The following is a 19,053-nucleotide window of genomic DNA, read 5'->3' as shown; positions in this document are numbered from 1 at the left end:
ACAAACTGAAGAATGATTTACTTTTCGCCTTTATCTTTCGATTCAGTTTTTATCTCAATTTTCTCCTCGTCATGTTTATCGTAAGCTTCTACAATGTCGCGTACCAAACGGTGGCGTACAATGTCTTTTTTATCGAAATAAATGTTCCCGATATTTTTAATTCCCTTCAAAATTTTCAGCGCCTGTATCAAGCCTGAATGACTTTTTCTCGGAAGGTCGATCTGTGTAACATCGCCGGTAATAATAAATTTGGCGTTGAGTCCCATTCGGGTTAGAAACATTTTTAGCTGGTTAACGGTGGTATTTTGTGCTTCGTCGAGAATAACATAAGCGTTGCTCAATGTTCGTCCGCGCATAAAAGCCAACGGGGCAATTTGTATCACGCCGTCTTTCAGAAATTCCTCCAGTTTTTTCGGCGGGATCATATCCTGCAAAGCATCGTAAAGTGGTTGCAAATACGGATCGATCTTATCTTTTAAATCGCCGGGAAGAAAACCCAGGTTCTCGCCGGCCTCAACAGCCGGGCGACTCAAAATAATCTTACGTATTTCTTTATTTTTTAGTGCTCTTACTGCCAGTGCAATTGCGGTATAGGTTTTTCCAGTTCCCGCCGGACCAATGGCAAAAATCAAATCGTTTTTTGCACTGGCTTCCACCAACCGGCGTTGGTTGGGCGTGCGGGCACGAACGGGTTTCCCGCTGTTACCAAAAACGATAATATCGGGTTCACCGGTGCTGCTTTCTTCAAACGAAGAAATACCCGAATCCAACAGCTCGTGAATAATTTCTTCCGAGAGCATATTGTACTGGTAATAATGATCGAGAATGAGGGCGAACTTTTTCTCAAAAGCTTTTATTTCCGATGGCTCCCCCTGAACGAACAAGGCGTGGCCCCGTGCAGTGATCTTAATTTTTGGGAACAGCCTTTTTATCAGTTCAATTTTCGAATTGTTTACTCCAAAAAATTCAAGGAGATCAATTCCTTCCAGTAAAATTTGTTTATCCAATGTGTCTTCTTAAAAATTTAAGCACGGCAAATTTACGAAAATAAATTGCCACTATCGCATGTCGGAAGGCTTTGATATTCAATTTCTGAACGATGGAGGAATTGGAAATTTTTTTATTTCGAGAACATTTTTACGAGCCAAAGAATAAAGTACAAACCCAGTCCTACACCAAAAATAAATACGCCAACTACAAATGCAATCCGTATTGTTGTTACATTCCAGCCTAATTTGCCGCTTAGCCATTCAGATACTCCTAATATCATAAATTTGAATTTTAATAATTATGCTAACAAGATAAAATTATTTCTTTAATAAGTCTGTAAAACTTTAAAATCAGTTTTGTTTTGTTAAAGAATTGAATCCTTAACTTCGGATAGAATTTGAAACTGAAAAGAATGGAACGAAAAATAGAAGAGTTTAAACGCTTGCTGGATATAATGGACGAATTGCGAGAGAAATGTCCGTGGGATAAAAAACAAACACTCGAGTCGTTGCGCAAACTAACTATTGAAGAAACCTACGAATTGGGCGATGCCATTTTGAAAAACGATTTGCAGGAGATTAAAAAGGAACTGGGCGACATTTTGTTGCACATTGTTTTTTATGCCAAAATCGGTGATGAAAAAGGGGCGTTCGATATTGGCGATGTGCTGGAAGGAATAAACGAAAAGCTGGTTTATCGTCATCCGCATATTTTTAGCGATGTTGATGTTGATGGCTCGGCAGATAAAGTTGCTGAAAACTGGGAAGCACTAAAACTGAAGGAAAAAGGCGGTAATAAACGTGTTTTGGAGGGTGTTCCGGCTGCCATGCCGGCGCTGGTAAAAGCCAATCGTATTCAGGAAAAAGTTCGTGGTGTAGGTTTCGACTGGGAGTACAAAGAGCAGGTTTGGGATAAAGTAAAAGAAGAAGTTGACGAGTTAAGCGTTGAAATTAATAAAGCCGATAAAGATAAAATGGAAGCCGAATTTGGCGACTTACTTTTTGCCGTTGTAAATGCTGCCCGTTTGTATGATATCGATCCCGAAGCAGCGCTGGAACGCACTAACATTAAATTTATAAAACGCTTTAATTACCTCGAAGGCAAAACGCTGATGCAGGGAAAAAGTCTGCACGATATGAGTCTTGCTGAGATGGATGAGATTTGGGACGAAGCGAAGAAAGAAGAATAAGTTTCAAGGCAAAAGTGAAAAGGAAAAGGGCAAAAGGAAGAATAAGTAGAAAGTTGAGGACGGCTATGTCGGACGAATTGAAAATCGGCCATAGCCAAATCCCGATCGAAGTATCGGGAGAAAAAGTTTTGAATAGCAACTCGGATAGTATAACCTTTTTTTACTGGGATGGTTTTTACTCAATTGGCTTAACAGCCAGCCTTTTTACCCATAAAGGAACGATGAGTGCACTGAAAATGGCAGCAAAAGCAACCTGTGATTTTGCGGTTTCTACATAGGGTAGATAAGCCGGATCGAGTTCTGCCATCAATTCAGGAACTGCAATCGACAGGCCGGCAATACAACTGATCGCAATCGATAAATAGCCGGTTCTTTTAAACAGATAGCGTTCGATCACCAAAAGTACCAAGTTGTTTACCAGCAGAAAGATGATCAACAAAACCATTCCCGTGCCCACGGCTTTAAATGCAACCGTTAAATTGATATTGGCACCCAGACAAAAGCCAAGAAAGGGGATAAGTAATTTTATTCCTTTGTCTGTATATTTTTCAAGGCTGGCATCCAACGAACGGAGCACAATACCAATTAGGAAAGGCACCAGCGTAGAAATAATACTGATATAATCGATTCCGTTTCCGGAGGTAAATCCTAAAATACTAATGGGCACAAAAGGCAAACCGATCAGGTTCAGCAAGGTAAAATAGCTGATGTCGTTATTGTTGCCATAGCTTTTCATCAAAGCCAGGTAAATTCCCGGATTTACACTCGAAATAGCAGCGACCAATGCCAGTGCCGAAATGCCCCAAAAACCATCCAACCCGAAATAGTGCAATATCACATATCCGGAAACAATTGAAATAAGCAGTTTCAGGAAAATGATAAGGCCACCGCTTTTTACCAATACTTTTAATTGTTCCATTCGGAACTGCAGGCCAATTAAACACAAGATCATTGCAATCAAGGCCATGGTGCCGCTGCTTGAAAATAGTGCAGAAGTGGGGTAACCCAACATTCGTATCTGTGGAAAAAGTGTATTGATTACCGCAGCCAAAGCCATAGGAAACAACATGCTTCCACCCGGAAATGCTTTGATCCGATCGCTAAACTTCATGTTTGCTGCTTCCGGTCGTTAACACTTCAATAATGCCATTTAGTGCTGATGAAACCATACTTTCAACTGCGGTGTCGGTATAAAAGGCAATGTGTTGAGTCATAATCACATTCGGAAACTGGCGAATGTAGGCCATATCTTTGTTGCTGATAATGTCGTTTCGGCGGTCGTGGTGATAGATACCGTGCTCATTCTCAAATACATCAAGACCGAGTGCACCAATTTTGTGATTTTCGATTCCTTCGATAATATCCTCAAAGTCCATCAATTCGCCGCGGGCAGTGTTAATCAGCATCACGCCATTTTTCATTTGTGCTAATGTTGAGCGGTTCACCATTTTGTAGGTTGAGTCAGTCAAAGGCAGGTGGAAGCTGATTATGTCCGATTGTTCATACAACTCGTCAAGGCTTACATAAGTTGCCTTTTCTGCAGCCTTGGGATTAATGCTTTTGTTGTAAGCCAAAATCCGACATCCAAAACCCGAAAGATTTTCAATAACATGACTACCGATGTTTCCGGTACCTACCACACCGATTGTCAGGTCTTTCATCTCTCGTCCCTGCAAACCTTCCAGCGAATAGTCGTTAACATTGGCCCTGAACATCGCCTGTTTGTATCTGCGTAGCAGCATCAAAATTAGCATGACGGAATAATCCGCCACGCCATTCGGATCGTAAGTGGCGTTACATACTTTTATGCCGAGTTTCTCGGCTGCTTTTACATCGATATGATTGTAGCCGATGGTACGCGTCGAGATACATTTTATTTTTATTACCTGCAATTTTTCCAGCATTGATGCATTCAACTGGCTCTGCCCCAACGTTGTAATGGCGTTACTTCCTTCTGCCAGGTGAAGAGTACCTTCGCTAAGTGCTCGTTTTGTACTTACTATTTTAATGGCCAGCTCTTTTTCGAATTTTTCTATGAGCTTTTTCTCATCATCACGAACTTCATAAGCCGTTATCTGAACATTCGGCAATCCTTCAGTTTTCATCGATCGTTTTCCTTTTAAAACCCTGTGGTTAACAAAAATCAATTAATTAATCGGGCGCAAAGAAAGTGCAAACGAAGTACATTAATACTGACATTCATTAGATAAGGACTCGTATTTAATGGGAATAGGCAGTATGCGAGAGTTGCAATAGGCAATTTCTCAATTCAAGGCAAAAGTTGAAAGGAGAGGAAGGATTATTGATAAAGGATTAAGGATAAATTGGCAACATGGAAGAGTCTCAGTATATAGTCGTAGTTGTCAGTTTAGCAATTTAACAGTTAATCATTCGATTTTCAATCTGCCTTCATTCTAATTCAATCTCTTCTCAATCTGTTTGAATCTTCTTCATCAACCAACTCATGTTCTCCGCGAGTGTTCTGATCGTGTTGATTCCTTCTTCATCCTGCAGCACGTCGCCCTGGTTTTTACCAAAAGCAAAGTTCCAATAGCTGGAGCCGGGAACGATCATCTGGTTGATCAGAAAGAATCGGTTTATGGTATCGAAAGTGGGCAGAGCACCACCTCGGTGAACAGAAATTACACCGGCACCAACTTTTCGTTTTAGCAAGTGCCCGTTGCCGCGCGTAACATAACCGGCCACATCCATCAAAGCTTTTATTTCGGTGCTCACATCGGCAAAGTAAACCGGCGTCCCAAAAATAATCCCATCGGCTTCAATCATTTTTTCGATACAAAGATTCAACAGGTCGTTTTTAATGTGGCATTTCCGGTCCTGAATTTCGCGGCATTTTCCACACGCAGTGCAACCATGAACCGGTTTGTTCCCAATCTGTACAACTTCGGTTTCTATTCCTTCCGCCTGGAAGATCTTAAATGTTTCTTCGATTAAAATCGATGTATTTCCGTTACGTCTCGGGCTTCCGTTAAAGGCTACTACTTTCATGAAATAAATTGTTAAACTGCCAAATTGATTATTGTCCGAATACGTAGGCGATAATGTTAGCACCCATTTTGAGCGCTTTTTGGCGCAGGTCTTCCGGATCGTTGTGTACGTCGATATCTTCCCAACCATCACCTAAGTCGGTTTCGTAGGTGTACAAACAAACCAACCGATCGTCGACAAATAATCCAAATGCCTGAGGTGGCTTATTGTCGTGCTCATGTATCTTCGGGATGCCTTCGTTAAAATCGTATTTCTGATGAAAAATTTCGTGCGACGGCGGCAGTTCAACAAACTCCTGGTCGGGGAAAACCTTTTTCATTTCGCGGCGGATATATTCATCCAGTCCGTAATTATCGTCGATGTGTAAAAAACCACCGCCTTCGAGGTAAACGCGCAAATTCATCGCATCGCTTTCCGATAGAATGATGTTGCCGTGCCCGGTTAAATGCACAAACGGAAAATTAAACAGCTCGGGGCTGCCAATTTCAATGGTCGATGGCTCAGGATTTATATTGGTATGCAGATTTTCGTTACAAAACTCGATGAGATTGGGCAGGGCAGTAGGATCGGAATACCAGTCGCCGCCACCGTTGTATTTCAGCAAAGCAATTTTTACGCTACTACCTTGAGCGGCAGATCCCAGCGCAAAAAGAATAAACAGGAATAGAAATGAAATTCGCATCGTTAAAATTTTCCGAAAAATACGATTCCTCTCCGAGATGAAAAAATAGAACGATGATATGTTAATGTTAAAAACAACCTTTAACACTTTTAATAAATAGTTGGAATTCCAACTAATTTATAAATTTGCAGCATGAATAAAGAATCGGAAGAGAAGAGTCGGTTTGCAGGCCGGATGATCGGGGAGCTTTCGAAGGCTGCGCACAAGTATTTTCAGTCGGAGTTTAAGTCGTTGTCGATCGGGCATGCGCAAATTGCTACGATTATGTATGTGTCGCGGCACGAGGGCGTTTCGCAATATGAGCTGGCAAAATACCTGCATCTCGATAAATCTTCCATCACTTCGCAAATCCGGTTGATGGAGCAAAATGGCTACATTCAGCGTACTCCTGCCGAAAATGATGCCCGTGTAATGCAAATCCGGTTGACCGAAAAAACAAAGGAGATTTTGCCACAGTTAAAAACTGTATTTGCCGACTGGACTGAGACTTTGCTGGATGGATTTTCCGAAGCGGAACAAGACGAACTATTTCAGTACCTGAAGCGTATGCAGTTTAACGCCCGCAAGAAACTGGATGAAACCAAAAATTGTAAGTAAACGATTAGAAAATATATGACAAATCGAAGTAGAAACCTGACGGAAGGCGATGTAAAGAAGCACCTTATGCAGTTAACCTGGCCCATGTTGCTGGGGCTGATTGGAATGGTGATCTTTAACCTGATCGACACTTTTTTTGTTGGAAAACTGGGGGTTCAGCAACTGGCTGCAATGAGCTTTAGTTTTCCGGTGGTGATGTTCCTGAACAGTGTAGCAATGGGTGTTGGAATTGGCACAAGTTCCCTCATTTCCAGGAATATTATACACGCTGATAAAAACGATGTTAAAGCGATGTCGGGCAGGGCGATTGTGCTCGGACTGATTGTAGTTTTGATTTTCGTTACCATCGGGCTACTTACCATTAAACCCTTGTTTACGGCTTTAGGCGCCGAAGAAGATGTACTTCAGTATGTTGATGATTATATGAGGATCTGGTACCTCGGCGTGCCATTTGTTGTTATTCCAATGATCGGGAACAACATTGTGCGGGCAACCGGCGATACTTTTACACCCGGAATGATCATGCTTTTTAGCGCTGTGTTTAACGCCATTCTCGATCCGTTAATGATTTTTGGATACGGCCCTTTCCCCGAGATGGGCATAAAAGGTGCTGCGTGGGCTACTGTAATTACCAGAAGTCTTGGCCTGGTGGCCATTCTTTATATCCTGATCAACCGGAATAAAATGCTGACCTTCCGATTGGGTGGTTTTCAAAAAACTATCGAAACCTGGAGGAAGGTGTTGTATGTGGCCGGACCTGCATCGTTGTCGATGCTTATTACACCAATTTCGGTAGGATTGATAACAAGAATATTGGCCGGATTTGGTAAAGAAGCTGTTGCCGCTTTTGGTGTGGCCTCGCGTGTTGAGATGTTTGCGTTAATGGTTATCGCTGCGCTTGGATCGGTTCTGATCATTTTTGTAGGGCAGAATTTCAGCAAACAAAAGTTTCAACGAATTAACGAAGCATTAAAACTGTCGTTTAAGTTTTCGATGATTTGGGGAGCTACCGTTTTTGTGCTTTTATTGTTCTTTGGAGATTCAATCGCTGCACTGTTCTCAACCGATGCACAGGTGGTAGAAATCACCATTAAATATTTCTACATAATCGGTGCTAGTTACGGTTTCTTGGGAATGTTAATGTTGTCAACTTCAAGCTTTAACGGTATTAACAAACCGATGCCGTCAACCGTTTTCTCAATGATCCGAATGCTGATTATTTATGTGCCACTTGCCTGGCTGGGTTCTGTTTTATTTGGAATAAGCGGCGTATTTTGGGCCGGATTACTAGCAAATATTGTGGTAGGAATTTTTGCTGCCCGCTACCTGTTTAAAACAGTTCGGAAGGTTGAGGTGCAAAGTTAGTTTGCGATGTTGAATGGAATGTAGAATGATCATTAACGAATAATGAACGACGAAGTAAGTTTATTCTGAATTTTCAAGTGCTTATTTTTCAATCGTAAATCTAAAATCGTTAATCGAAATTCAAAATTCAGTTTTAGCTTTCATTAATTCCTTGCATCAAAAGGTCAAGTGCTTTGTCAAGCGAGCCGGCAGCTGTAATTTCTCCTGAGTTTACAAAGAAAATCTCATCGGCATTTTCAATGGTATTCAATCGGTGGGCAATTATCACTTTCGATGTTGATGCCGGCAGGTTGTTGATGATCTTTTCGAGTTGCTGCTCGGTAACCGTATCAATATTTGCCGTAGCTTCATCAAGAATAAGTAATTCCGGTTTACGCAAAATGGCCCGCATAAAAGCAATCAATTGTTTTTGGCCCAAGCTGATTCCATCGCCTGTCATTTGAATAGGCGTTTCCAAACCACTGTCAAAACGTTGCAACAAACTTCCCAGTCCGGCTTCTTCAAGCGATTGACGTAGCTCTTCGTTACTTAAAGCTGACATGGCTTCGTTGCCGTATAAAATATTTTCGCGTACCGTGCCCGAGAATAAAATCGGGTCTTGAAGAATAACACCGATTTTGGCCGTTCTCTCAGCCGGATCGTAGGACTTTATGTCCTTTCCATCCAGCAGAATTGTTCCTTTTGTAGCATCGTATAAGCGCGCAATTAACGAAGCGGTTGTTGTTTTCCCTCCACCGGTTGGTCCGATAAATGCATAGGTTTTTCCACGTTCCAGATCGAAGCTGACTTTATGAAGTACCTCTTTCCCATTAGGGTAACAGAACGAAACATCTTTAAAATGCACCAGTGCTGAAGTATCTTGTTTTTCCTCCGCTGGCATAACACTCAGGTTACTTTCCAATGAAAGCAAAAACGAGATCCTGTCCCAAGCTGCCAGCGCCTGCTGGAAATTTGCCCAAAGGATTGCCAGTTGCCGCAAGGGATTATAAAAGTTCATCACATAAGCGATAAAACTGATCAGCAAACCAACGCTGAAACTTCCCTGTATGATGAGGTAGATACCCAAGGCCAGCACAATCAATTGCCCAATATTCGCAGCAAAAGTATAAACCGGGTTCAGAACTGTGTTGGCAATTCCGGCATAAACCGATTGTTTATAATTTTCCTCATTTACTTCGGTAAATCGTTTCCTGAAATAGTCTCGGCGGTTAAAAGCAACAACCACCTTAAAATTGGCCAGGCTTTCCTGAATTTCTGCAGAAAGGTCGCCCAGACTTTTTAAACTGGCCTCGTTCTTTCTGCGTATCCACGGCGAAATAACTTTGGTAAAAACCAGCAAAAGCAGGGCAGGAGAGAGTGCTGCCAATCCCAGTGGCAGGTTTATAACCAATAGTAAAATTCCTGCTCCGGTCATGGTAATAATTCCGCCAATAAAACGCATCAGCGATTGTGAAAAGAACTCGTTTACCTTTTGCGTGTCGTTGTTGATGCGTGATATCAGATCGCCCGATTTATTTTGGTTAAAAAAATCGAGTGGCAGTTCTTGTAGTTTATTAAATACTGAGTTACGAAGGCTGTATAACATACGCTGCCCAATACCGCCCATCATAATCATTTGCGCATAATTCACAAAAAAAGCTACCACGTACATTGCCAGCAAAATTCCGGCAAAAAGCAAAATTCCGTTGTAATCTTTGGTCTGCACATAATTGTCAACTGTATATCCAATTACGTATGTGCCCGCCAGACTTAATGCGGCATTTAATGCAATTGCTGCAAAAGCGATGATCAGGTTACGGCGTTCGCCACTGATAATAGCTACCAGTTTCTTAAGTGATTTCAGAAACGGAAGCTTCTTCTCTTTTTTATCGGGTGTGCGGCTCAGATTATAATTCATACTATTAAAATTGTTAGTTTTTAATGGTATAGTATGGAACTCGCACGTATTTAAATAATCTGCTTGGGTGTAATGTATTACATGCTCGTTTCATAGTGACTAGTACTTTTTTGTGAGTTATAAATCTGAATATATTCGGGCGAATTTTCTTTCAAACTTTCGTGTTTACCCGTTGCAACTACTTCGCCCTCCATAAGAAGAATGATTTGGTCGAATCCGGTAACCGGAGCTATTTTCTGCGTGATGGAAAGCAGCGTAAGTTCCGGGTAATATTTATGAATATTGGCCAGAATTTTATCTTCGGTTTTACGGTCAACTCGCGAAGTAAAATCGTCGAGCAAAAGTATTTTCGGATTTAAAGCCAGTGCGCGCGCCAGCATAATACGTTGTTTTTGCCCGCCCGAAAGACTGGTCCCCCGCTCCGAAACGATGGTGTTTAAACCGTCGGGTAAGGTTTTTATAAAATCAGCCAGTTCGGCCGTGGCAATGGCTTTTTGTAGATCTTCATCCGAAACCTGGTCGTTAAACGCGATGTTTTCCTGCAGGCTCATATTAAAAATCACATTGTCCTGAAAGACAAAACCAAGCTGCCGGTTTAACACTTCGGTGGAGTAATCTTTAACCGGTATATTGTCGATGGTGATCGATCCTGAATCCGGTGAAATAAGATTGGTAAGCAAATAAAGCAACTGGCTTTTTCCTGCTGCTGTTGGTCCGATAATCGCCGTTTTACTTCCGGCTTTTATATCGAACGAAATATTTTTCAGCACCGGCTTTTTATCAAAACTCAGCGAAATATTTTGCAGTTTAATGTCTCCCGAAATATCTGTGTTTACAGTTCCGTTGTCAACTGGTGGCGGAGCATCCAAAACTTGCCTGATTCGGCCGTAAGAAGCCGTTGCCGATGCAATAATATTGCTCATAAATCCGATCATCATTACCGGAAAAATCAACATCATTACATAACTGTTGAAGGCTGCAAAGTTACCGAGCGTAAGCGTTCCCAAAACCACATAGTGTCCGCCAAGTGCCAGAATGATTACAATAGCAAAGTTGGCCACAAATGTTACAATTGGGATGAGCACCGAAAACAGGCGAACAATTGAAAGTCCTAAATCGCGCGATTCCACATTCTTTTCTACAAACTTCAGAATTTCGGGCTGTTGCGAGTTTAAAACCCGGATAAGTGCCGAGCCCAGAATACTTTCGTTGATCACACGGTTGAGTGCGTCGATCACCTCGCGACTAAGCTTAAAAAGCACTTTTACTTTTTTGAATACAATGTAAAAGGCCACCGACAAGATAGGTACGATGGTGAGCACGGCCAGCGCCAGTTTCCAGTTAATGGAAATCAGCAGAACCGCTACGCCGAAAATGATAAACAACGACGAGATAATGGAAACAAATGCCTGCGATACAAACATTTTTACCGAATCCATATCGGAAGTCATGTTGGTTAACAATTTCGAAGGATTGGCTTTTAAAATGAACGAATAGTTTTGTTTCGAAATCTTGTCCGACAATTTATTGCGAAGATCTTTGGCAACTTTTTCGGCCGCTAAAGTTTGTACAACACCCTGAAGTAGCGTAAAAATAAATATCCCGACTGCTGCCAAAACGAATTCAGTAATTACCGTTTTAGCGTCAAATTGGTTGGCTGTAAATGAGTCGATTCCGCGGGCAATAATTCGTGGAATAAGCAGGTTGATTCCGCTACCGGCAAGTGCCATTATAATTAAGGTTGTAACCAGCGCTTTGTAAGGTCCAAGCACCTGAAACAAGCCTCCCCGCTGTTTGCCTTCTGTTTTTTTATTCCTCTGGGTTTTGCGCATCTTAAAAAAATGTTGTGCAAATCTACCCAATAATAACCGTTTACCGCCCAAAATGATTAAGCGGATTCCAATTAATTATTAAAAGTTTAGATGCCGTTTTTGTAACGCGCAATAAATCAAAAGTTTCGGCAGATTTGGTTGTTCGCTAAAATAAAAAAAGTGCATAGCCAATAGCTATACACTTCACTTCTAACACTTTGTTACAATTACCCTTCGTGTTAAATATTGTTTCCCGGATAGACCACATTTTTATATCGGTGCGTTGGTTTTGGGTATCCGGGGCTAAGGTATTTCCATGCTTTAATTGTTGTTTTAATTTCATTGCCGGAAACACTATTCAACGTTTCTTTTATTAATCGATCTAATTTTTCAGGAGTGATTTCAGCGCGCGCATTAATTGTAAGTTGTACTTTTTCGGACTCACTGACTTCTCCTCTTATCGAAAGTGTTTTCGAGGAGCCTGTGATATTGCCGGAAATGAATTCCTGATGGTTTTCAAGCAGTACTTTTATATGGCCTACTCCAACTTGCATTTCATCGATTTTGGCTGCCAGGCGACCTAGAATGTCTGCAACAAATTTATTCCAGTCAGTTTTACCCGATAATGTTATTGAACCGTTTAACCAGCCCAAAACAGCTTCTCCCTCGGCGTATCTATCGTAATCAATTTCAACAATACGTTGTCCGGCTTTGGTAGTTGTTTCAATAAGTTTCAACCATTCTTGTATCCCTTCACCGGTTTTTGAACTGATGCAAAGAACGGTTGCAAAAGGAAAAGCAGCCTCCACTTTTTGCTTTAGTTCGTCCCGCTCATCCTCTTTTAAAAGATCTGCTTTTGAAATAAGAATAATGTCGCTTTCTTCCAGTTGTTTTTTGAAAATATAGGCTGCACTCGGATGTAATCCTGCATTTCCGCCGTTTAAAATATCGGTAAGACGAACCGGATCGGCAAGAACACTTAGCGGAGAAATCACCAATTTTTTATTAAAATTTTCCTTTAACGGTTGCATTAATGTGGCCGATAAATCGGTACAACTTCCAACCGGTTCGGCAATTACAACATCAGCGTTAGCTTCTTGTTTTACTTGTAGTAGAGAATCTGTAAATCCCTTGTAATTGCAACAAAAACAGCTGCCGCTAACTTCGGCAACATTTACTTTTGTACGTAACAGAAATGAGGTATCGACCAACTCCGACGCCTGATCGTTGGTAACCAAACCCACTTGTTTCCCTTCTTCCATTAACTTTTGTGTAGCATTGAAAAGCAAAGTAGTTTTTCCTGCTCCCAAAAATCCTCCAACTATTATTAAACGGGTTGTATTTGCCATTTTCTGCTTTCTTTTGAATCGCTAAGTTTATAAAAATCGGGATAAAAATTGAAATGATGCGACAAATAGGTGGTTAAAACTGATGAATGGTGAAACCTTTTTGTCTTTATTTTTAAGTGTTGCTAGCGGAGGATTTTTTATATAGAAAGCGGAATTCCGAATAGTAATAATGGAATCCCGCTTTTATATTTTATTAAGTCTTACTCGTAACGCAAAGCCTCGACTGGATTACGGGTTGCAGCTTTATAACTCTGCACCGAAACCGTCAACAATGCAATGGCAACGGAAAGAATTCCAGCCAGCGCAAAAATCCACCAGTGAAGTTCGGTTTGGTAGGCAAAGTTTTGTAACCAACTGCTCATTACATACCATGCCAGTGGCGATGCAATCACAAACGAAATGAGTACCCACTTGATAAAGTCTTTGTTGAGCATGGCCAGAATTTGCGAAACTTTTGATCCGTTTACTTTGCGGATACCGATCTCCTTTCTTTTGCGTTCAATGGCAAAAACCGATAGCCCGAACAAACCAATGCAGGCAATAAATATGGCTACAAACGAAAAGTATTGGAACAGGCCTGATATGCGCAGTTCGGAATTATACATGTCTTGCAGTCGTTGGTCAAAAAAGCCAATCTCGATATTGGAGTCAGGAATAATGGATTTCCAGTTATCCTTTATTGCAGTAATCGTTTGACTAAAATTTTCGGGTCGTATCCGCATGATCAAAACATCGGGATTGTCGTTTAACGGGAGCATTACCATCGGCTCGATTCCTGTGCGTAACGACTCAAAATGAAAATCTTTTGCAACTCCCACAATGCGTGCTCTGTCGCCGCCATTTCTGCCAAAGTATTTCTGAATTGGTTCGCTCATTTTCATGCGGCGAATGGCTTCCTGATTCAGGATTACTTCGTTTGAGAATTCGCTTTCACTATCTTCTGCTAACTCAGTGGAAGGGGAGAAGCTTTGTCCTTCAGCCATTGAAATTCCCAGCGTTTCGAAATATTCACGGTCAACGTGCATGGCGCAAATCAATACTTTGTTCTCCGGATCTTTGCCTTGCCAGTCGTAACCCCACGACGAGTTTCCACCCCAAAACGGAAGTTTATCAGCTTTTGTAAGGTTTTCCACGCCGCTGATATTTTTTAACGATGCCGAAAGCGCTTCGTGTTTAGTTTTCGTTGCGTCGTCAAGATTAATGTAGACGAGATTGTTCTGGTTGTATCCCAAATCGTAATTATTGATGAATTTGAGTTGCGAATTCACCGCAATGGTACAGATAATCAGGATGATTGATAGCGTAAATTGAACGACAACCAACAAGCTTCTGAAACTGATCCGGTTGGCACTTTTGCGGGTAGCTTTTTTTAATACGCGCGCCGGTGGGAATGAAGAAATATACAACGACGGGTAGGCCACCGATAAAATAAGCGTTGTCAGGATCATTGCGATCAGCATAAAAATGAGGTATTTGTTACCCAATAGCGACAGGGAAATATGCTTGTCGGAAAGTTGACCAAAAAGTGGTGTAAAAGCAAGAACCATCGCCGCTCCCAATATGATGCTAATTACAATCATCAACCCTTTTTCGTAAAAAAACTGTGAGGTGAGATTAGCTTTTGTAGCTCCTAAAACTTTGCGGATTCCAACTTCGGGCCGGCGTGTTTCGGAACTGGCCGTAGATGAATTTACAAAGTTGATGGATGCGATAAGAACAATGATCAGCGCAATAGCCAAAAACTGGTAAATATATTGAATGCGGTTGTTTTCCCCTGAGAAAGTATATAAATGACGCTTTGCATACGGGAACAGGTAAATGGATGTATTTTCCTGTCCCTTTTCTTTCAGGAATCCAGTGAGTTTACTTTCCAATTGATTGGCGTCGGTTCCTTTGGTGAGCAGCAAACATGTGAATGGCCAGTTGTTTCCCCATCGTGTGAGATCAGCACCAAGTTGTTCGGCCAATTTTATCGATGCCAAAATGTCGAACTGTGTTGATGAATGGTCTTTTGGATAGTCGATGATCGCTCCAACCGTAAAAGTGTAGTTGCCGTAAACGGTTAGCATTTTGCCAATTGGCGATTCATTGGGGAAAAATAGTTGGGCAATTTTTGGTGTGATTAATATTTTATCGGGAGCATCAATGGCATTCAAATCCCCCTCAATAAGTTCGAACGAGAAAATATTCATAAACTCCTGATCGGCCAGCGTCAGACTGATGTCTTTGTATTCGGTGGTTTCGTATTTTACCGGCAAGCCGCCTAGATTGGTATAAGTGGTGGCATTTTCAATTTCAGGATAAGTTTGTTTTAATTCGTTGGCCAAGGGAAAAGGCGTGCATCCGGTATGCAGATCCTGTCCGTCGGAATAAACCTGGTGTTCGTAAACCTGGTACATCTGCCCGAGGTTGTCGTTAAATTTGTCGAAACTGAGTTCGTCGACCACCCAAAAAAGGATGAGGGTGGTAACGGCAATCCCGATGGCAACGCCGCCAATATTTAAAAAGGAAAAGAATTTGTTTTTCAGGATATTTCTCCATCCCAGCCTGAGGTTACGTTTAAATTCTGACATGGTAATAGTTTTTGGTTTTATGGTGCTCAATCCGGGTTCAGCGGAATTGAGCAGTGTTTGTGTGTAGCGAAATGATTAAAGTAGAATCTCTCCCAGCTCTTTTTTCACTTCCTGGGTAATTACCATACCGTCGAAAAGGTTGATAACGCGGTGGGCATATTCCGAATCGCGAAGCGAGTGTGTTACCATCACAATGGTAGTTCCTTCCTGGTTAAGCTCGGTAAGTAATTGCATCACTTCCTCCCCGTTTTTTGAGTCGAGGTTTCCGGTGGGCTCATCGGCAAGAATAAGTTTTGGATTAGCCACCACTGCACGTGCGATGGCCACACGTTGTTGCTGACCTCCGGAAAGTTGTTGCGGGAAATGTTTTTTTCGGTGACCGATTTTCATGCGCTCCAGTACTTCCTCAACGCGCTTTTTACGTTCGCCGGCTTTCATTTTTAAATAAATAAGCGGAAGCTCAACATTCTCAAAAACAGTTAATTCATCAATCAGGTTAAAACTCTGGAACACAAAACCGATGTTTCCTTTTCTGAGCATGGTTCGGTTGCGTTCTTTCAGTTGACCTACTTCCTCATTGTCGAAAAAATACTTGCCTGATGACGGATTATCGAGAAGCCCGATAATATTTAGCAGCGTTGATTTGCCGCAGCCCGAAGGTCCCATTATAGCAACAAATTCGCCGTTTTTTACATGTAGGTTAACATCGTTTAGTGCACTGGTTTCAATCTCATCGGTTCTGAAAACTTTTGAGAGCTTGTTTGTTTTAATCATTTTTTATGGCTTTTGTTCGTTAAAAAGTTGATTTGCTTTTTAATAAGACGACACAAAAAGCCACGCGTTACACTAACATTGTAAAAAGTATTACATGCTTTTATGAAGTTGTTGAAAGTTCAACCGGTCTGAACCTGAATATATTGTCTATTCCAGAGGAGCAAGCGGTGTTGTAGGATCGTTACGCTCGGCAAGATTAAAATATTGAAATGCCTGAAATGTAAACGGAATAACCAATAGAACAGTAGTTATTACCGATGAAATAGCAGTCAACACCCAGTACCAGTTCGGATAATCGGCAGGATTGGTTACTTCGGTAGAAAAAATAGTAGTTGAAACTCCCATGATCATCGATGGAATTGACAATACAATTCCAACAGCATATACAATAACTACCGCAATCAGGTTGATCAAAAGAGTATTCCACCAGCTTGAGTTTACCAGTTTCCATGAGCGACTAAGCGCATCACTAATTCCTTTCTTCTCGAAAATAAGAATGAAAACTACTATTGAAAAGGTGTTGGCAAAATACAATCCGGGCACAATACACATCATGGCGCCAAAAAATACGATAATAACAAAAATGAGGTTAGCTCCGAGTGCCAGCAGGCTATTGGAGAAAAACTTCGAACTGATATCGGTCAGTTGGAAATTGCCTTTTCCGTGTTTTATGTAAGCCTCGAGATAACTGTAGTAGGTGCCCACCAGCAGCGACTGCACAAAAAGGCCAAAAAACATAAACATAAACAGGTTGAGGTAGAAAGGGCCAATGTCGGCCATAATACTTTCAGGATTGGTGAGGTCGAACTGACTTAACACATTGCGCTGAAAATAAACCTGTGCACCGGCATATAAAATTACAAAAGGCAGAACATAAATGCCAATCATACGCATGATCGGTTTTGCTTCCTGTTTTAAAAAATCAAATGAATCAGAAATAACAACGCCCAAATCGCGCTGTTTACGAAAACGGATATCTTTTTGCTCCATGAAATAAAAAGTCTTTACTCAAATGTCTTTACATCAATTTGATATTTGTTACGATCGCTCGAACTTCTTGATACCAATTCGCCAAGGAATCCGGCCAAAAAGAATTGTCCGCCAAGAATCATCGATGTTAAAGCAATATAAAAATAGGGACTGTCGGTAATTAAATGTCCGGTAATTCCATGGTTTAGCTGAATGATCTTTTGAACTCCCAGATATCCGGCAGATGCAAAACCGATAAAGAAAATTAGCGCACCTAAAATTCCAAAAAAGTGCATGGGGCGTTTCACAAAACGCGAAATAAACATTACCGAAAGTAAGTCGAGCGGGCCACGAATAAAGCGCTCAAGCCCGAACTTGGTTACTCCGTATTTTCTTTCGGCATGAACAACCACTTTTTCGCCAATATTTTTGTAGCCGGCCCATTTTGCCAGAACCGGAATATAGCGGTGCATTTCTCCGTAAACTTCAATGCTTTTTATTACGTTTTTGCGGTAAGCTTTCAGGCCGCAGTTCATGTCGTGCAGTTTAATACCACTCATCCGGCGAACTGTCCAGTTGTATAATTTACTGGGTAGGTTTTTCGTAAGAACCGGGTCGAAACGTTTTTTCTTCCAGCCCGAAACCAGGTCAAAACCATCTTCCTTAATCATACGGAAAAGCTCCGGAATTTCGTCGGGGCTGTCCTGCAAATCGGCATCCATGGTAATTACCACATCGCCCTGCACCGCTTCGAAACCGCAATATAATGCAGCCGACTTCCCATAATTACGCCTGAACTTTATTCCTTTAATACACGAATTTTCTTTTTGAAGTTGTTCTACCACTTTCCATGAGCTGTCGTGGCTGCCATCATCAATCATCATAACTTCGTACGTGAAGTTATTTTCCTCCATCACCTTTTTTATCCACGCCGCCAGTTCGGGTAGTGATTCTTCTTCGTTAAACAGGGGAATAACTACGGAAATATCCATTAAAAACTCTTTTGTAAATTATTAATATGAATCTTCAACTTTCTTTTTGGCAATTGCCGCAACAATAAGCGAAATAATACCTCCGCCAATAAGACCGGACAGTACTGTCGACTGAAGTGTTTTAGCGATTGTGGGAACTTTCTCAAACTGACTCAGCGTCTGTTCAATAGTTGCATCCGGAGCTCCTTTGCTTTCCATAAATTCCAATGTTTTTTGCTGCATACTTGCCATCAGGTTTTCCATATAATCAGGTGCAATAAAACTATGGAATACATAGGTGTAAATTACCAGGATTACGGTTGAAACAATTGTTACCAGCATGGCAAATTTAAAAGCTTCTACAAAACTAATGTAACCATCAAATTCTTTATTACGGTAATTCTTTGTGAAAATCAGCATAACAACAAACGAAATTACCAGCGAAAGAATAGCAACGATTAACGAACCAAAAATTCCTAATGATTCCATGATGCCACCGGCCCAGATAACTACATTAAGAAAAATGGAAATTAAAGCTGCGTAAAGACCATAGGTTAACGATGATTTTAACAGTGGAGAAGAATTGTTTTCCATGATGTTTGTTTTAATTATAGGTTCGACAAATATAAATGATTTTTTGTAGCATTAAGCCAAAAGTATGCATTGATAGTAACTCTCGGTTCGAAGCCGGATAAAATTCACTCAGTTTTATAAATTTTACTTAAAAAATTACACATGTTTATGTTTCATTTTCAATCTGATAAGTCATGGCTTTGCCTTTAAAATTACGCGATGCGTAAATTTTGTTTGGCGGAAGAACAAAATTTTCTACTTTTGTCGCCGGGTAAGTCCTGTGCGACCAGCTCCTGCTGAATCC

The 19,053-nt window shown here is 41.2% G+C and carries 17 protein-coding genes; 3 read left to right on the top strand and 14 right to left on the bottom strand.

Annotated elements, in window-relative coordinates:
- Nucleotides 1–17: 17 nt before the first annotated feature.
- Together QZ576_RS19160 and QZ576_RS19155 are read right to left on the bottom strand one after the other, a co-directional pair.
- Nucleotides 18–1,007 carry a PhoH family protein gene (locus QZ576_RS19160; protein ID WP_297100115.1) on the bottom strand — a complete coding sequence of 330 codons (990 nt, stop codon included), beginning with the start codon at nt 1,005–1,007 and terminating at the stop codon, nt 18–20.
- A 113-nt stretch (nt 1,008–1,120) separates the two neighbouring features.
- The gene (locus QZ576_RS19155; protein WP_082063913.1) at nt 1,121–1,270 is read right to left on the bottom strand and encodes a PspC domain-containing protein; all 150 of its coding nucleotides are present in this window, start codon (nt 1,268–1,270) and stop codon (nt 1,121–1,123) included.
- Between the two features lie 132 nt (nt 1,271–1,402).
- Between QZ576_RS19155 and mazG the strand changes: the two genes are divergently transcribed.
- Nucleotides 1,403–2,179 (top strand): nucleoside triphosphate pyrophosphohydrolase, encoded by a 777-nt coding sequence (mazG, locus tag QZ576_RS19150; protein ID WP_297100110.1) that lies wholly within the window; start codon nt 1,403–1,405, stop codon nt 2,177–2,179.
- Nucleotides 2,180–2,354: 175 nt separating this feature from the next.
- On the opposite strand, the gene QZ576_RS19145 is transcribed toward mazG, so the two are convergent.
- The 4 genes from QZ576_RS19145 to QZ576_RS19130 all read right to left on the bottom strand — a co-directional run bounded on the left by QZ576_RS19145 (nt 2,355) and on the right by QZ576_RS19130 (nt 5,870).
- Nucleotides 2,355–3,290, bottom strand: a complete 936-nt coding sequence (locus QZ576_RS19145; RefSeq protein WP_297100107.1) for a 2-keto-3-deoxygluconate permease — start codon at nt 3,288–3,290, stop codon at nt 2,355–2,357.
- The gene (locus QZ576_RS19140; protein WP_297100103.1) at nt 3,280–4,284 is read right to left on the bottom strand and encodes a D-isomer specific 2-hydroxyacid dehydrogenase family protein; all 1,005 of its coding nucleotides are present in this window, start codon (nt 4,282–4,284) and stop codon (nt 3,280–3,282) included. Before QZ576_RS19140 ends, QZ576_RS19145 begins: the two co-directional genes overlap by 11 nt.
- Nucleotides 4,285–4,609: 325 nt before the next feature.
- Entirely contained in the window at nt 4,610–5,188 is a 579-nt protein-coding gene (locus QZ576_RS19135) for a flavodoxin family protein (RefSeq protein WP_297100101.1), read from the bottom strand.
- 28 nt (nt 5,189–5,216) lie between these two features.
- The gene (locus QZ576_RS19130) at nt 5,217–5,870 is read right to left on the bottom strand and encodes a DUF4159 domain-containing protein (protein ID WP_297100098.1); all 654 of its coding nucleotides are present in this window, start codon (nt 5,868–5,870) and stop codon (nt 5,217–5,219) included.
- A 132-nt stretch (nt 5,871–6,002) separates the two neighbouring features.
- Here QZ576_RS19130 and QZ576_RS19125 point away from each other — a divergent pair, with 132 nt between their 5' ends.
- A complete protein-coding gene (locus QZ576_RS19125; RefSeq protein WP_297100096.1) occupies nt 6,003–6,467 on the top strand; it encodes a MarR family winged helix-turn-helix transcriptional regulator in 465 nt (154 codons plus the stop codon).
- Nucleotides 6,468–6,482: 15 nt separating this feature from the next.
- Nucleotides 6,483–7,832, top strand: a complete 1,350-nt coding sequence (locus tag QZ576_RS19120; protein ID WP_297100093.1) for an MATE family efflux transporter — start codon at nt 6,483–6,485, stop codon at nt 7,830–7,832.
- 133 nt (nt 7,833–7,965) lie between these two features.
- Here the strand turns inward: QZ576_RS19120 and QZ576_RS19115 are convergent, their stop codons facing one another.
- The 8 genes from QZ576_RS19115 to QZ576_RS19080 all read right to left on the bottom strand — a co-directional run bounded on the left by QZ576_RS19115 (nt 7,966) and on the right by QZ576_RS19080 (nt 18,770).
- A complete protein-coding gene (locus QZ576_RS19115; RefSeq protein ID WP_297100091.1) occupies nt 7,966–9,729 on the bottom strand; it encodes an ABC transporter ATP-binding protein in 1,764 nt (587 codons plus the stop codon).
- Between the two features lie 77 nt (nt 9,730–9,806).
- A complete protein-coding gene (locus QZ576_RS19110; RefSeq protein WP_297100089.1) occupies nt 9,807–11,561 on the bottom strand; it encodes an ABC transporter ATP-binding protein in 1,755 nt (584 codons plus the stop codon).
- Nucleotides 11,562–11,779: 218 nt separating this feature from the next.
- On the bottom strand, nt 11,780–12,889 hold the full coding sequence (locus QZ576_RS19105; RefSeq protein ID WP_297100084.1) for a GTP-binding protein: 1,110 nt from the start codon (nt 12,887–12,889) through the stop codon (nt 11,780–11,782).
- Between the two features lie 200 nt (nt 12,890–13,089).
- Nucleotides 13,090–15,462: an ABC transporter permease gene (locus QZ576_RS19100; RefSeq protein ID WP_297100081.1), complete on the bottom strand. Its 2,373-nt coding sequence runs from the start codon at nt 15,460–15,462 to the stop codon at nt 13,090–13,092.
- Between the two features lie 75 nt (nt 15,463–15,537).
- Entirely contained in the window at nt 15,538–16,236 is a 699-nt protein-coding gene (locus QZ576_RS19095) for an ABC transporter ATP-binding protein (protein ID WP_297100078.1), read from the bottom strand.
- 147 nt (nt 16,237–16,383) lie between these two features.
- The gene (locus tag QZ576_RS19090; protein ID WP_297100077.1) at nt 16,384–17,226 is read right to left on the bottom strand and encodes a hypothetical protein; all 843 of its coding nucleotides are present in this window, start codon (nt 17,224–17,226) and stop codon (nt 16,384–16,386) included.
- A 14-nt stretch (nt 17,227–17,240) separates the two neighbouring features.
- On the bottom strand, nt 17,241–18,197 hold the full coding sequence (locus QZ576_RS19085; RefSeq protein WP_297100073.1) for a glycosyltransferase family 2 protein: 957 nt from the start codon (nt 18,195–18,197) through the stop codon (nt 17,241–17,243).
- Between the two features lie 21 nt (nt 18,198–18,218).
- Nucleotides 18,219–18,770 carry a DUF4199 domain-containing protein gene (locus QZ576_RS19080; RefSeq protein WP_297100070.1) on the bottom strand — a complete coding sequence of 184 codons (552 nt, stop codon included), beginning with the start codon at nt 18,768–18,770 and terminating at the stop codon, nt 18,219–18,221.
- Nucleotides 18,771–19,053 lie beyond the last annotated feature (283 nt).

This window comes from uncultured Draconibacterium sp. (assembly GCF_913060805.1).
Taxonomy (GTDB): domain Bacteria; phylum Bacteroidota; class Bacteroidia; order Bacteroidales; family Prolixibacteraceae; genus Draconibacterium.
This window is presented reverse-complemented; position numbering and strand designations above follow the sequence as displayed.

Excerpts from the sequence above, each read along its gene's own strand:
- QZ576_RS19155 (WP_082063913.1), bottom strand. The coding sequence starts at position 1,270 with ATGATATTAGGAGTATCTGAATGGCTAAGCGGCAAATTAGGCTGGAAT.
- mazG (WP_297100110.1), top strand. The coding sequence starts at position 1,403 with ATGGAACGAAAAATAGAAGAGTTTAAACGCTTGCTGGATATAATGGAC.
- QZ576_RS19145 (WP_297100107.1), bottom strand. The coding sequence starts at position 3,290 with ATGAAGTTTAGCGATCGGATCAAAGCATTTCCGGGTGGAAGCATGTTG.
- QZ576_RS19140 (WP_297100103.1), bottom strand. The coding sequence starts at position 4,284 with ATGAAAACTGAAGGATTGCCGAATGTTCAGATAACGGCTTATGAAGTT.
- QZ576_RS19135 (WP_297100101.1), bottom strand. The coding sequence starts at position 5,188 with ATGAAAGTAGTAGCCTTTAACGGAAGCCCGAGACGTAACGGAAATACA.
- QZ576_RS19130 (WP_297100098.1), bottom strand. The coding sequence starts at position 5,870 with ATGCGAATTTCATTTCTATTCCTGTTTATTCTTTTTGCGCTGGGATCT.
- QZ576_RS19125 (WP_297100096.1), top strand. The coding sequence starts at position 6,003 with ATGAATAAAGAATCGGAAGAGAAGAGTCGGTTTGCAGGCCGGATGATC.
- QZ576_RS19120 (WP_297100093.1), top strand. The coding sequence starts at position 6,483 with ATGACAAATCGAAGTAGAAACCTGACGGAAGGCGATGTAAAGAAGCAC.
- QZ576_RS19115 (WP_297100091.1), bottom strand. The coding sequence starts at position 9,729 with ATGAATTATAATCTGAGCCGCACACCCGATAAAAAAGAGAAGAAGCTT.
- QZ576_RS19110 (WP_297100089.1), bottom strand. The coding sequence starts at position 11,561 with ATGCGCAAAACCCAGAGGAATAAAAAAACAGAAGGCAAACAGCGGGGA.
- QZ576_RS19105 (WP_297100084.1), bottom strand. The coding sequence starts at position 12,889 with ATGGCAAATACAACCCGTTTAATAATAGTTGGAGGATTTTTGGGAGCA.
- QZ576_RS19100 (WP_297100081.1), bottom strand. The coding sequence starts at position 15,462 with ATGTCAGAATTTAAACGTAACCTCAGGCTGGGATGGAGAAATATCCTG.
- QZ576_RS19095 (WP_297100078.1), bottom strand. The coding sequence starts at position 16,236 with ATGATTAAAACAAACAAGCTCTCAAAAGTTTTCAGAACCGATGAGATT.
- QZ576_RS19090 (WP_297100077.1), bottom strand. The coding sequence starts at position 17,226 with ATGGAGCAAAAAGATATCCGTTTTCGTAAACAGCGCGATTTGGGCGTT.
- QZ576_RS19085 (WP_297100073.1), bottom strand. The coding sequence starts at position 18,197 with ATGGATATTTCCGTAGTTATTCCCCTGTTTAACGAAGAAGAATCACTA.
- QZ576_RS19080 (WP_297100070.1), bottom strand. The coding sequence starts at position 18,770 with ATGGAAAACAATTCTTCTCCACTGTTAAAATCATCGTTAACCTATGGT.